At 40.0% G+C, this 12,260-nt stretch carries 13 protein-coding genes and 1 riboswitch; of the genes, 6 read left to right on the forward strand and 7 right to left on the reverse strand.

All coding sequences use genetic code 11. The features are described 5' to 3' along the window. Nucleotides 1-128: 128 nt before the first annotated feature. From ACO1D1_RS14690 to ACO1D1_RS14700, 3 genes are all read left to right on the forward strand, one after another. Entirely contained in the window at nucleotides 129-1,775 is a 1,647-nt protein-coding gene (locus tag ACO1D1_RS14690) for a purine-cytosine permease family protein (RefSeq protein WP_149870050.1), read from the forward strand. 95 nt (nucleotides 1,776-1,870) lie between these two features. Further along, nucleotides 1,871-3,814, forward strand: coding sequence for an NAD(P)/FAD-dependent oxidoreductase (locus ACO1D1_RS14695; RefSeq protein WP_149870051.1), 1,944 nt, complete (start codon nucleotides 1,871-1,873; stop codon nucleotides 3,812-3,814). A gap of 197 nt (nucleotides 3,815-4,011) precedes the next feature. Next, nucleotides 4,012-4,446 (forward strand): DMT family transporter, encoded by a 435-nt coding sequence (locus tag ACO1D1_RS14700; protein ID WP_149870052.1) that lies wholly within the window; start codon nucleotides 4,012-4,014, stop codon nucleotides 4,444-4,446. A gap of 9 nt (nucleotides 4,447-4,455) precedes the next feature. On the opposite strand, the gene ACO1D1_RS14705 is transcribed toward ACO1D1_RS14700, so the two are convergent. The 3 genes from ACO1D1_RS14705 to ACO1D1_RS14715 form a co-directional block, all read right to left on the reverse strand. After that, on the reverse strand, nucleotides 4,456-5,139 hold the full coding sequence (locus tag ACO1D1_RS14705) for a diphthine--ammonia ligase (protein WP_149870053.1): 684 nt from the start codon (nucleotides 5,137-5,139) through the stop codon (nucleotides 4,456-4,458). Nucleotides 5,140-5,279: 140 nt separating this feature from the next. After that, nucleotides 5,280-5,594, reverse strand: coding sequence for a DMT family transporter (locus tag ACO1D1_RS14710; RefSeq protein ID WP_149870054.1), 315 nt, complete (start codon nucleotides 5,592-5,594; stop codon nucleotides 5,280-5,282). Further along, a complete protein-coding gene (locus tag ACO1D1_RS14715; protein WP_149870055.1) occupies nucleotides 5,594-5,935 on the reverse strand; it encodes a DMT family transporter in 342 nt (113 codons plus the stop codon). The genes ACO1D1_RS14710 and ACO1D1_RS14715 overlap by 1 nt, the downstream gene beginning before the upstream one ends. A 64-nt stretch (nucleotides 5,936-5,999) precedes the next feature. Further along, nucleotides 6,000-6,096: riboswitch (guanidine-I (ykkC/yxkD leader) on the reverse strand. Nucleotides 6,097-6,320: 224 nt separating this feature from the next. Between ACO1D1_RS14715 and ACO1D1_RS14720 the strand changes: the two genes are divergently transcribed. Further along, a complete protein-coding gene (locus tag ACO1D1_RS14720; protein WP_423336346.1) occupies nucleotides 6,321-7,076 on the forward strand; it encodes a TerC family protein in 756 nt (251 codons plus the stop codon). 86 nt (nucleotides 7,077-7,162) lie between these two features. Here ACO1D1_RS14720 and ACO1D1_RS14725 read toward each other — a convergent pair whose 3' ends face one another. The 4 genes from ACO1D1_RS14725 to ACO1D1_RS14740 form a co-directional block, all read right to left on the reverse strand. Continuing rightward, nucleotides 7,163-8,113, reverse strand: coding sequence for an aromatic acid exporter family protein (locus ACO1D1_RS14725; protein WP_423336347.1), 951 nt, complete (start codon nucleotides 8,111-8,113; stop codon nucleotides 7,163-7,165). Nucleotides 8,114-8,254: 141 nt separating this feature from the next. After that, nucleotides 8,255-9,223 (reverse strand): NAD(P)-dependent alcohol dehydrogenase, encoded by a 969-nt coding sequence (locus tag ACO1D1_RS14730; RefSeq protein WP_423336348.1) that lies wholly within the window; start codon nucleotides 9,221-9,223, stop codon nucleotides 8,255-8,257. Between the two features lie 170 nt (nucleotides 9,224-9,393). Continuing rightward, a complete protein-coding gene (locus ACO1D1_RS14735) occupies nucleotides 9,394-9,552 on the reverse strand; it encodes a hypothetical protein (protein ID WP_423336349.1) in 159 nt (52 codons plus the stop codon). 211 nt (nucleotides 9,553-9,763) lie between these two features. Then, nucleotides 9,764-10,180, reverse strand: coding sequence for a DUF1284 domain-containing protein (locus ACO1D1_RS14740; protein ID WP_423336350.1), 417 nt, complete (start codon nucleotides 10,178-10,180; stop codon nucleotides 9,764-9,766). Nucleotides 10,181-10,419: 239 nt separating this feature from the next. Between ACO1D1_RS14740 and ACO1D1_RS14745 the strand changes: the two genes are divergently transcribed. Next, entirely contained in the window at nucleotides 10,420-11,499 is a 1,080-nt protein-coding gene (locus ACO1D1_RS14745) for a hypothetical protein (RefSeq protein WP_423336351.1), read from the forward strand. Continuing rightward, entirely contained in the window at nucleotides 11,486-12,256 is a 771-nt protein-coding gene (locus ACO1D1_RS14750) for a hypothetical protein (RefSeq protein ID WP_423336352.1), read from the forward strand. The genes ACO1D1_RS14745 and ACO1D1_RS14750 overlap by 14 nt, the downstream gene beginning before the upstream one ends. The last annotated feature ends 4 nt before the right edge of the window (nucleotides 12,257-12,260 follow it).

The following is a 12,260-nucleotide window of genomic DNA, read 5'->3' on the forward strand; positions in this document are numbered from 1 at the left end:
ACTAAATATGGGGTTATTCAATTAGGATTAAAAACTATCTGTATCAATAGCTGTCGACAGTATCCAGTATTCAGACGACGATGAATAAATGGTTAATTTCAGATTAAGTATTGAGCGGAGGCAGATATATGAATTCGAGTAAATTAGAAAAGGTTTTTCATGCGGATGAACAAAATTTTTATGACACACGAGATATGGCATTTGAAATGGACAGTGAAGCAGCCACAGATGATTACGGACTAAACAGAGTTCCAGGAAATTGGAGGTTTAGTCCTTGGCAGGCTTTCTGGAGTTTATCCGGCATACCGACTGGACTTGCCTTTCCGCTAACAGGGGCACTCTTGACGCTATCCTTTGGAGCTCCTGCGACAATTATTGGATTTTTGATTACTGGGATAATTGTTAGTTTCGGGATTTACTATGCGTCTAAGCAAGCTTCAAATGAGGGTATTGGAAAGGACTTAATGACTAGAGCCAGTTTGGGGTATTATGGTTCAATCGTTACTAGTTTATTTTCAGCGCTATTCTTTGTCCTTATGTTTTCTGTAGAACTTACTGTTTTAGCAAACTCGCTTTCTGAATATGTTCCGATTTTACCTTATTGGGTCTCAGCCGCCTTGATTGTAGCCGTATTTGTCCTGCTTGGCATATATGGCATGGTTTTGATCAACAAATTGCAAAATTTCACCCTATGGCTTTATGCGATTGGGCTTATTCTCGGATTTGTTGGACTGTTTTACGGTTGGTCAGATAAAGCAAGTGCTGATTTTGCTAGGGACTGGTGGAAAGCGAATCCGTCAGGTGCACCCCTGTCTTTTACAACTGTATTGTCTGCAACAGGTTCATGGATCGGAGCATTTGGGCTAGTTTCCATTTGGGCATCCACTGATGTAACGCGAATGGTCCGTCGCAAAGAGCAGAAGAAGGGAGCGGTGCTATCCTCGATAATATTGGGGGTGTTCGGCTGTGTAATAGCTGGGATGCTGGGAATTTTTCTACTTGCTTCCACCCAATTCACAAATCCTGATCCTGGTGTAACATTCGTTAGGCTTCTTGGACCATTTGGTTTATTTTTCATCATTATTACACAATTACGCATCAATATTATGAATATGTACTTGGGTACGCTCGCATTTGACAGTAGCGTGGCTCAGGTGAGTAATAAGGGTGTCGCCCGTTCGTGGCTGCTTGTTCCGTTTGCTATTATCGGCTATATCATTGTCATTATCCCCGGATTCATGGGTTATTTTCCGACTCTAGCTTCGATGGCCAGTGTCCTGTTTGCGGCATGGGTTGGAGCAGTCTTCGGCGAAAAAATGCTTGTAAGACGCAGATATGGTATTCCATCATGGAGTGAATTTCGGAGGGCGTATTTACCAGCAGTGAACTGGATTGGATTTGCATCCTTTTTGTTCCCAACCATTTTGGGCCTAGCAGGAGTGATTGGTTTGTTTGGAGATTCATTCAAGGCAACAGCGGTTCCAGTTACGTTTGTTGGTTCGTTTTTTCTTCCCGCAATCCTTGCAATGTTGTTAGGAAAAGAAAAGGTCGTTCGTCAATATTTTGCTAGAATTCCCGAAATCCCTGAAAGCGATTCGGATATGATGGATTGTGCCATAACAGGGGAAACACTGCATCGCAGCGATTTTGTGCTCTGTCCATTCCATAATAATACATGGATTTCATCTAAAGCCTGTGCATCCGAGTCAAATTGTGGGAAAATGTGTCAATTCATGAACATTCCCAAAGAACTTCCACAACAAAAAGAAGCATAACAGGGGCTGGCTACTATAGAGTGGAGCGTAGACGGATTTAATCGAGTGATCTAGAGACTTCACTTTAATAAAAACATGGATTGGAGGGTCTTTCAATGACTGTAGCTGCTTATTCTAATCTGTTTACACCAGGGAAAATTGGCAAGCTGGAAATAGAAAATCGAATCGTTAAAGCCTCCACAGGCACAGGTCTTGGTAATCGGGATGGTACGGTATCGGAGAGGCAGATAAGACATTACAAAGAATTGGCCAGCGGCGGGGTCGGGCTGCTTATTGCTGAATATGTCTTTATCGACAATGATGCAAGTAAAACAGCTTTCTGTCAGTTAGGGATTAGTGATAATGAATATATCGCAGGTTTATCGTGGCTTGCTTCTACCATTCATGATCAAGGAGTAAAAGTTGGAATACAGCTTGCACACTGCGGGAGACAAAGGATGCTGGGCATTCCTCCTGTAAAAGCTGCCTCTCGTATCCCGTGGCCAGAACAATATGAAACAACCGGAATGATGCCGGAAGAACTGACGATTGAGGAAATGAAACAAATCGTTAAAGATTACGGCGCTGCAGCCAAACGGGCCAAAACGGCAGGATTTGATTGTATTGAAATTCACGCTGCCCATGGCTATTTAATAACAAACTTTCTTTCCCAACTTACGAACAAGAGAACGGACTTATATGGCGGCAGTTTAGAAAACAGAATGAGATTTTTAACGGAAGTAGTCAAAAGTGTGAAAGAAGAAGTAGGAGATGATTATCCCGTGATCTTGAGGGTCAATGGGACAGATTATGAACCTGGTGGCTTTAGGATGGAGGAATCGATTCAAGTATGTAAGAGGGCGGAACAATTAGGGATAGATGCTTTACATGTATCGGGTGGGGATCATACCACGATGCATTACCAGGTAAGCCCTATGTCCATCCCGAAAGGCCCGAACGTTTGGGCTGCAGAGTCAATCAAACAGGAGGTTTCGATCCCGGTCATTGCTTCTGGTTCTATTACCACGCCCGAATTTGCTGAGGAGATTCTTAGTCAAGGAAAAGGAGATTTTGTATCTTTAGCAAGACCTTTATTGGCAGATCCACATTTTCCGTTGAAAGCTAAGGAAGGACGTCCAGAAGATATTATTCCTTGTATTCGTTGTAATGATGGATGTATGGAAAGAACTTTCTTTAACAATCTTTCTGTCAGGTGTTCGGTCAATCCAAATATGGGCAGAGAAGGTGAATTACCAATCAAAGTTTCCGCTGCTCCTAAGAATATTCTTATTATTGGCGGGGGCCCTGCGGGAATGGAAGCAGCCAGGGTAAGCGCACTTCGTGGACATCAAGTTACCTTATATGAAAAAGGGGAACTCGGAGGAGCTTTAGTTGCTGCAGGTGCAGCAAAATTCAAACCGGATATCCATAACTTAATAACGTATTACATTTCTCAGTTGGAAAAACTAGATATTAACATTGTTCATGAAGAGGCCACAGCTGATACCGTCCGAAAAGGGAATTACGAAGAGGTCATTATTTCTACCGGCAAGCTGCCAAAGCCCTTCCAGGTGAAGGGGATGGATAAAATGACAGTTGTTCATGCGAAAGACGTTCTTTCAAAGAAAACAAGTGTCGGTGAAAATGTAGTGATCATAGGAGGTGGATTAACCGGAACAGAAACGGCCTTGTTTTTATCCAATCAAGGGAGACATGTTACTATCGTTGAGAAAGCAGATAGCATCATGAATGATGACTTGATAACATTTAAAACCTCTTACAATGAAATGTTACGTAAACAAAAAGTGTTCATTTACAAAGAGACAGAAATAGAAGAAATTCACGATCAGGGGGCGCTCTTAATCCACCGTGGGGGTGAACGTAGAGAGATTGCCGCTGACACTATCATACTTGCCCATGGTTATACGTCTAATGAAGATTTCGCTCATTCTTTAAAGAACCAAATGAATATAAATGTACACTCCATAGGAGACGGGAAAAAACCGGGCAAAATATACGATGCAATTCATGCAGGGTTTGTAACCGGACTATACATTTAAAAGTATCGGAATTTTTAAATAAAAATTATTTTGGGTGCATACTTCTAGTTCATGTTATGCACCCTTTTTCTCCGAATTAATCTAGTATTCTCCAAGTAAATGAATTTACTCCCAAATTATTATATCCGACGGCTTCCATGGTTAAAAAATGTGCTAAAATAATCGTAAGAATTACATTGATAAGGGGATTTCAGCTTATGAAAATACTATTTCCGATACTTGGAATCATTGGCGGTATAGCCGTTGCGGTTCAAGGTCAAATAAATGGAGGGTTAGGAAAAAGAGTTGGAGTCCTTGAAGCCTCGTTTATTTCGTTTGTTATTGGAACGCTTGCTTTGTTCTTTGCCGTCCTGTTTTTTGGAAAAGGCAATCTTTTGGCGATGACAACAGTTCCGAAATGGCAGTTAATCGGAGGGCTGTTAGGCGTTACTTATGTGATCACAACTATATTCCTCGTACCGAAAATTGGAGTCGCTCCTACTTTAGCTGCGGTCATTGCCGGGCAAATCCTAATGGGTGCAATTATAGACCACTTCGGGTTATTTGGTGGAACACGCATTCCAATTGACGTAAAAAAAATGGTTGCTATTATGTTATTGTTTATATCGCTTTATTTATTCAACCATAAATGATCATTGTGTTTATTTATCTGTTTCAAGTAAACAATATTTCTTAAATTCTAGTTTTTTAGTTGTTTCAAGTTGGACGAATTCAGCAGATTCCAAATGAATTTTTTTCGTGAATAGAGGACCATCATACACAAAGGTATGGTATTCTCCTGATTCTCCCATTGGGCAAATTGTCGTCATTTGTACATCTTGTAAGAACGATTCATCCAGCATTCTGCCAAGCCACGTCTCATCGAGCACATCTTCTCTTACCCGAATAACAATGGCTTTATAGCCCGATTCGACAAACCTTTCCAGTAATGATCCAGCATCTTCTTTTTTGCTCCAAAGGGGATAGAGGGCATCCACACCTGCAGCATTTGCTACCTTTTCGCCCCAATCTCGATGACCATCTAAATAGAGATCTCCGTAAGCAATACCAGTAATCTGATATTGATTCTTCAAGGTTTGCACAGCTTTAACAAATTCTTCTGTGTATGTTTCAAACGTGCATTCGATAAAATGAACAGGTATAGAAAGGGCCTCTCCTTGTAATCGAATCATATCTGTGCGCTCTCCGTGTCCAAATGTTCGGCCAATCTCCTTTGGAACAGTGGTTACGAGGCAAGCGACCTCAAATCCTGTTTGAATAAGAGTATCCAATGCCATACAACAATCTTTTCCGCCACTCCATGATAATGCCACTCGTTTCTCCATGATTCATCATCCTTATAGGTTATATTATTGATAGTTTATCATAGAAAACCGTGGACAAAAACCATTTGGAGGTTCTGGTGGTCTAAATTAACCTCTTTCAAGCCCTAAGAACCGTCCATATGGTCCTTCCCATTTCTTTATTAAGAAACAAGTTTCAGCCCTACAGCTGCACTTAAAACCAAACCAATGAAAACTAGTCTTTTCCAATCTTTAGATTCTCCATATAAAATCATTCCCAATATTGCTCCACCGGACGCACCAATTCCCGTCCATATCGCATAAGCTGTCCCCATAGGAAGTGTTACCATTGCATATGATAACAATAGGAAGCTCGCTCCAAATCCAATAATTAATAAGGCTAAAGATTTCCAATTACGATCCTGATGAAGTTTATTAATCATTGCAACACCAAACATTTCAAATAAACCTGCTAAAACTAAAGAAATCCAAGCCATTAGGAATCAGCCCCTTCCTTGATGTTATCCTTCGTCACTAATTTCAAGCCAATTACACCTACTAATAATAGTAAAATCAAAAGGATTTTACTCATTTTGAATGGTTCTCCAAAGAACAGTATTTCAGAAATAACAGTACCTGCCGTACCTAAGCCAACAAATACTGCATATACAGTTCCTACGGGAAGTTTTCGTCCCGCCATAATCATTCCATAGAAACTGATTATGATTGATATAATAGTACCAACCCAAGTCCAAAAGCCATCTGCGTGTTTCAATCCAATAACCCAAAATACTTCAAATAACGCTGCAACAAATACTTTAATCCAGTTTGTGTTCACTTAAATGACACCTCCGTTTTTTTTACCAAAAACAAAAAAACCTGAGAGAAAACTGTACTACAGTTTCTCCCAGGCTTTTATCCTTCCGTGACACAGCACAGCTGTGAGTTTTCTCTCGGACCAGACCAACTTTAAGTTACGGAACCCTAGAAAACATTTAATATATACAATTAACTATAATTTTACACACATTACTTATTTATTCAAGACTAAAATTTTTGCATGGGTGGTCATGTTATAAGGTATAAAAAGGTAAAATAGTAGAGTGGGAATTGTTTCTGAATAATCTAAACTATATTCAGTGGGATTTCCTGTAGCCTAATAGGAAATTCTATTATTAGCACAACTTTTACAGGCATTTTTGCTTTAGAAAGGTGAGAAGTGGATGGAGTCACTATGGGTGGAATACGCTTGGGCATTGTTCATTCTAATCGGATTAGAAGGTTTGTTATCAGCTGACAACGCTCTCGTACTAGCAGTTATAGCCAAGCATTTACCCGAAGATCAGAAAAAAAGAGCTATCAATCATGGAATCATTATGGCATTTGTATTCCGATTTGCTGCACTTTTTGTTATTTCTTTTATTGCAAACGTCTGGCAAATCCAGGCAATAGGAGCAGCATATCTTCTTTATCTGGGATTGAAACATGTCATACAGGCACGGTTCGGACAAGAAAATAAGAAGATACATAAAGATGATGAAAAGGAATCCGTCGGTAAAGGTTTTTGGCCGACAGTAGGGAAGATTGCTTTAGCTGACCTCGCTTTTGCCATTGATTCCATTCTAGCTGCCGTTGCTCTAGCGCTTGGCCTTCCAGATTCACCACTTAACGATTTCGGCGGGATGGATGGAGGACAATTCATTGTTGTTCTTCTTGGAGGGATTGCTGGCCTTATTTTGATTAAGTTTGCAGCAACCTGGTTTGTACAACTTCTTGAAAAACGTCCAGCACTGGAAACAACAGCCTATGCCATCGTTGCCTGGGTCGGTGTCAAGCTCGCTGTCATTACCCTTGCCCATGAGGATATTGGCGTCTTAAGTCATCATTTTCCCCACAGTACCGTGTGGACACTTATCTTCTATGGAGTATTAATAGGTATCGCCCTAATTGGTTGGTTTGCACCAAGGAAAACACCTTAAAAGCCATAGGGACGGTTTTGGTTTTCTAAATTAACCTCATTAAAGCCATGAGAACCGTCCACTGTGATGTTCCCTTTGGTGTGGTATTACACTTTTAATGATTTCTTGATCAGTAAATATTGTTCAATCTCTTTTAGGAGTTGAAACAATTGGGCTCTTGCTTCAAATTCATCCCTTGATTTCGGGAGAGGTTCTTCTTTGAATTGATTATGCAAATCATGCAAGCGATTTAAATGAAGCTGTGCCGTGTTTCCAGGGTGAATGGCTTCGCTTAATTCTTCAAGAAAGTCCGCGATCATATATCTTTGTGTGACAAGCAGATCAATGGATGTCACCATTGGCAGGATCCGTTCAATGATTTCAAATTGTTTTTCACGCGTCTTGAAATAATAGTAAAAATAATCCTGCGTTCGCAAAAAATGGTTTTGTACATCCCGAAACGCTAAACTTTTCGCTTCTTCTAGCAGGCGGGCAGTTTCAATGATTTCTTGTCCTATCCAACGGCTTTCATTGGTCCGAAGGTAGGCAACCATTTCTTGAAAGATTGTTCGGAAATTTCCTTCTATCGCTTCTTGAAATTGTGTCAATTTAGCATCAAGGCTCGGCATATATAAATTGACAATGAGCGCGACGCCGATTCCAATGGCAATAAGTGCAATCTCGTTTAATACTATTCCAAGCGTTATTTGTTTGCCTGTATACAGATGAAGAACAATAACTGAACTGGTTACAATCCCTTCACTTACTTTAAAACGGACGGTAAGCGGAATAAAGACCAAAAGCAGCAATCCAAGCACAACAGGGTGGTAGGCAATCATTTCAAAGAAGAGAAAAGAAAAGCAAATGGCCAGCATGCAGGCAAAAAATCTGGCATATGCAGCATATAACGATTTTTTTTTTGAATTCTGCACACAAAGAATAGTTAAGATTCCTGCAGAAGCAAAGTAATTCAAGCCGAAGAATTGAGCAATACTAATTGCTGCGGCGGCTCCTATAGCAGTCTTCACGGTTCGATAACCGATTTTCAATGAGAACATAACATACCTCTAATCATTGTTTATCTTTAAATAGTATAAATAAAAATGCCAAAATCATCTAGTTATTGAAATAAAGATGCCTGTCCCCGGATAAGCAAAAGCTTTTGCGCATCCGGGGACAGGCACAGATTTTTCTCAGCTTCACACAGTGATGACAACTTTTCCTTGTGCGTGACCTTCTGCGAAATACCTGAAAGCATCGGGTACTTCATTCAACCTGTATTTTCTATCAATCACAGGATTTACTTGGCCGGTTTCAAGTAGTTCTTTCAAGTATATCAAATCACTTTGGTTTGCCCTTTGCAAAAATGTCCCCATCTTCTTCCCGCTAGTCTTTGAAATCAAAGGTCCGAGGACCATAGCTTGGAACATTTGTGCCTCAGAACCGCCGACATGAACAAAAATGCCATTGGGAGCTAAGGCTCGCTTATAAGCCGAAATTGAATGATGTCCATTTACTCCCAAAATCAGATCATACCTTTCCGCTTTTTGGGTAAAATCCTCTTTTGTATAATCAATCACATGGTCTGCCCCAATTGCCCGCAAAATGTCTACATTTCGTGTGCTACACACACCCGTAACTTCTGCCCCGAATGATTTGGCGATTTGTACGGCGAAAGTTCCGACACCACCAGAAGCACCATTAATCAATACCTTCTGCCCCGACTGAATCTTGCCTTTATTGCGCAGACCTTGTAATGCCGTAACCCCTGCCATTGGCACCGCTGCCGCCTCTTCAAATGACAGTTTGGCCGGTTTTAGTGCTAATGCAGTTTCGGGTACGGCTGCGTATTCGGCAAAACTGCCCCAACCACTACCGGAAAGGTCACCGAACACCTCATCACCTGGTTGAAATTGCTTCACATCTTTGCCGACGGCTTCCACCACTCCTGCAATGTCACCGCCTGGTATGGAGTATTTTGGTTTTAGAAGACCGAACGCAAAACGAGCTAAGAATGGTTCTCCTTTTAAAAGAACCAAGTTCCCATAATTTAAGGATGCTGCATGGATTTTTACCAAAACTTCCTGATCATTAGGGACGGGCTTTTCTACTTCTGTCCATTCAAGAACATCAGGTGGACCATACTTATTGGAAACGATCGCTTTCATGCAAATTCCTCCTACAATATTCAATTAGTCTATTGGGATACCTAATAAATATCGTAAAAGAACTGACAAAAGAACCATCGTTGAAAAATAATAGGTCTTTATTCAGTTTTGTTGGAGTTGTTGAACAGCCTGAAGTAGAAAAATAAAAAACCACTTTAAAGAGTGGTTTTTTAATCGCGCATTGCTCCTGCCTCTCGGGAAGTCATTGCACCTTGTCCTTCGCTTACATCTTTTTGAATTTCTTGTTTTACTTTTTGTGCATCAGTCCCGCCAAATTCCGGTTTCATCACTGATCCCAAATTCTCTTTAGCTTGTTGATCCTGTTGCATATAAGTCCTCCTCAAATTTATTTAACAATCTTATCATTCCCATCCTGCTCGATGAAATGCTTTAACGAGCAAGATAGTTGAATGCTGTTGGTAATTGTTGTAACGATAAGGGATGTTTAATTATTTACAGTATTAAAAGAGGATTTTTTAGGTGTAATAATTTAAATTCTTTATGCTATCTACAACGAACGGTACAATGATAGAGGTGGGCTTATTTCACTTCCCTTAAGCCCTTCCCTTCATGAATCTCTCGAATCCCTTCCGCGCAAACCCCTAAGGAACGCCAAGAGCAAGTTTCACAGACCACTTGAATATCGGAGGGGGTGACATGCTTCCGGATAAGAGACTCAATATCCTCCCATTTCAGAATTTGCCCGATTTTAAGGTTCATTTTGTCTAAAATAACGGCATCTCTTTCATAGATCTGGTCGTCTTGACAATGGTATTCACCTGAGTTTGGGTACTTTTCACACAATTGATCAGGTCCCTTTACAAGTAGAATTAACGTTTTTGGGTTGTTTCTTAAAGTTTGATGCAAACGTGTCATATTTTTCACATATTCTTGGGAATACCCCATTCCCCGATAGCCTAGAAGGCAAAAAAGATGATGTCCGCGCAGCTTATACATAATTTTCCCCCCTGTGTGTTTAAATCCTTTTGTTTTAAAAGTAAACTAAAAGTTTTATTTGGTTAACATCTATGTTTTCTATCATAACACATGGTGATAGATGGATTGGAAACTTTTCAAATATGTTAAAAGATTATTTCGAACCCTGTTTTTTGTTTAAAAATTCACAGTAAGTTTAGAAAAGAGTAGAAAATATAGTAAGATGGTATATATCGTCACATAGGAGTGGAATTAGAAGAATGAGCATCGATTTGCTTACTAAGCTCGAGGAAGAAAAAGATCAATGGATATTCAGGGCGATTACCCGATTTAATAAAGATTTCTTGCATTTTGACGGGGAAATGCAAGATGAGTTAACAGCAGTGAAACCACCGGAAAATCAGATTATGCAGATTAAAAATATACTGTACAGCATATACAAACAGAAGAAACTTGATTTGGAACGGATGGAAAAAGAAATAAAGCGGAACAAAGATAGAATTGAGGAAGCTGAGAAGGTTTATCGCAATCTGACCATGTCCGCTCAATATTTACAAGAGGATATTACTCACTATGAAGGACTGTTAACGGATTTAGGTCAAATCCAATTAGAAAAGTTCACGTGCGAATTATACAAGAAATTTCAATTTGATCCGAAAAAAGATCAAGTTGTGGTGAAGGAGAGGAAAACGAGTAAGCTGAACAAAAGCTTCAAGGAGGCGGAATGGGAAATGACGGAGTTTTATAGGGAGCAGCTTGTAGAGATTGCTAGAAAGATAAAACAAATGCTGCCTGATGCGGCTCCCTCCTTACTGTTTGATTTCCAATCCACCCCGCCGTTAATCGCTCTTTCCTTGAAACATGGCCGAGGTTTGGATCGATATTTCGTACCGAAAAATTTTGAAGAGGATTATAAGATTTTACGGGATACGTTAAACGAAAATAACACCATTGTTTACAATTATTATAGAGACCAATTGAATCATTTTAAACAAAAGGCAAAAAAAGAACTCATGCAGCTGAGTGGTGGTAAAAAGGAGCACCGATGCATGGTTTTAAAAAGTATAGAAGAAAAACAAGCGGAAAAAACGCAAATAGAAAAGAGCATGGCAGCATTAGAAGAAAAACTTTCCAGGGCTCTTTGGGAATGGAATCACGAGATGGAACGGCCGCGGAAACTGGATGAAATTTTAAAGGAAGAGTTTGTGAAGGCAGTTTCGGAATGGCAGGAGAAATTGTTCGCCACAGAGACGACAGATGTAGAACGCTGGGTATATCATCAATACAGCCAGTTGATTTTAATACAAGCAGAAAGGATTATTGGACATGAGTACACCTAATACAATCGTGGATGAAAAATACAACGAGGCGATTCAATCGTTGAAAAAAATCAATAACCTTTTATTTTATGATGAATTAAAGAATCTATTAAAAGAACGTGAACAAACGATTGCCGAATTGAATGAGGAAGTATACGAGTCAGTTGAAAATATGCAGAAATCGTTGAAACGGGTTCCAATAAATATCAGTGAACAGCTGAAGGAAGAAATCATTACTCCCCAGTCAGAGCTGTTTGACAGCAGCTTGCAGCATTTCAATGAGAATATCAACCTATTGGAGAAAAAGATATCCTTGTGGCATCTGCAATATCAAGAATATGTAGGGAAGACCGAAAAGCTGCTGGCAGAGTTAAAAGAAATGCAGCGGAATGACTATAAGTATATTGAATTGAAAACCGAAAAAGTGCTGGAGGCCATTCGATCCTCTCAGGAGCAGATCCATGTTCTGTTAACAAAAGAGATGAATGAACAGGCATCCATCACGAATGTAAAATTTGAATCCGTTAGTGAAAGGTTATCCTATATTATTAAAAACTTTAGCGCGGTAGAAGCTAATCTTATGGCGGTGGCAGAGGAGTGGAACATACAGCAACAGCACGACCAAAAGGAATTTCAAGTGAAATGGGAAGAAAAATGGAAGCTGCATGAGGATAACTCGAAGAAGAGAGAAGATCTTTTTAAAAAGTGGCTCATTGGGCTAGCTGTCGGGCAGGGGGTTTCCATTCTATTATTGGTGGTGTTTATTATTTTTAAGTAGTGGC

It is taken from the genome of Neobacillus sp. 19 (assembly GCF_049463095.1).
Taxonomy (GTDB): Bacteria; Bacillota; Bacilli; order Bacillales; family Cytobacillaceae; genus Neobacillus.

Bases quoted from the DNA above. Each gene is read 5' to 3' on its own strand.
- ACO1D1_RS14730 (WP_423336348.1), bottom strand. From the start codon at position 9,223: ATGAAAGCGATCGTTTCCAATAAGTATGGTCCACCTGATGTTCTTGAA.
- ACO1D1_RS14740 (WP_423336350.1), bottom strand. From the start codon at position 10,180: ATGTATAAGCTGCGCGGACATCATCTTTTTTGCCTTCTAGGCTATCGG.
- ACO1D1_RS14700 (WP_149870052.1), top strand. From the start codon at position 4,012: ATGAAAATACTATTTCCGATACTTGGAATCATTGGCGGTATAGCCGTT.
- ACO1D1_RS14745 (WP_423336351.1), top strand. From the start codon at position 10,420: ATGAGCATCGATTTGCTTACTAAGCTCGAGGAAGAAAAAGATCAATGG.
- ACO1D1_RS14750 (WP_423336352.1), top strand. From the start codon at position 11,486: ATGAGTACACCTAATACAATCGTGGATGAAAAATACAACGAGGCGATT.
- ACO1D1_RS14705 (WP_149870053.1), bottom strand. From the start codon at position 5,139: ATGGAGAAACGAGTGGCATTATCATGGAGTGGCGGAAAAGATTGTTGT.
- ACO1D1_RS14695 (WP_149870051.1), top strand. From the start codon at position 1,871: ATGACTGTAGCTGCTTATTCTAATCTGTTTACACCAGGGAAAATTGGC.
- ACO1D1_RS14720 (WP_423336346.1), top strand. From the start codon at position 6,321: ATGGAGTCACTATGGGTGGAATACGCTTGGGCATTGTTCATTCTAATC.
- ACO1D1_RS14735 (WP_423336349.1), bottom strand. From the start codon at position 9,552: ATGCAACAGGATCAACAAGCTAAAGAGAATTTGGGATCAGTGATGAAA.
- ACO1D1_RS14710 (WP_149870054.1), bottom strand. From the start codon at position 5,594: ATGGCTTGGATTTCTTTAGTTTTAGCAGGTTTATTTGAAATGTTTGGT.
- ACO1D1_RS14690 (WP_149870050.1), top strand. From the start codon at position 129: ATGAATTCGAGTAAATTAGAAAAGGTTTTTCATGCGGATGAACAAAAT.
- ACO1D1_RS14725 (WP_423336347.1), bottom strand. From the start codon at position 8,113: ATGTTCTCATTGAAAATCGGTTATCGAACCGTGAAGACTGCTATAGGA.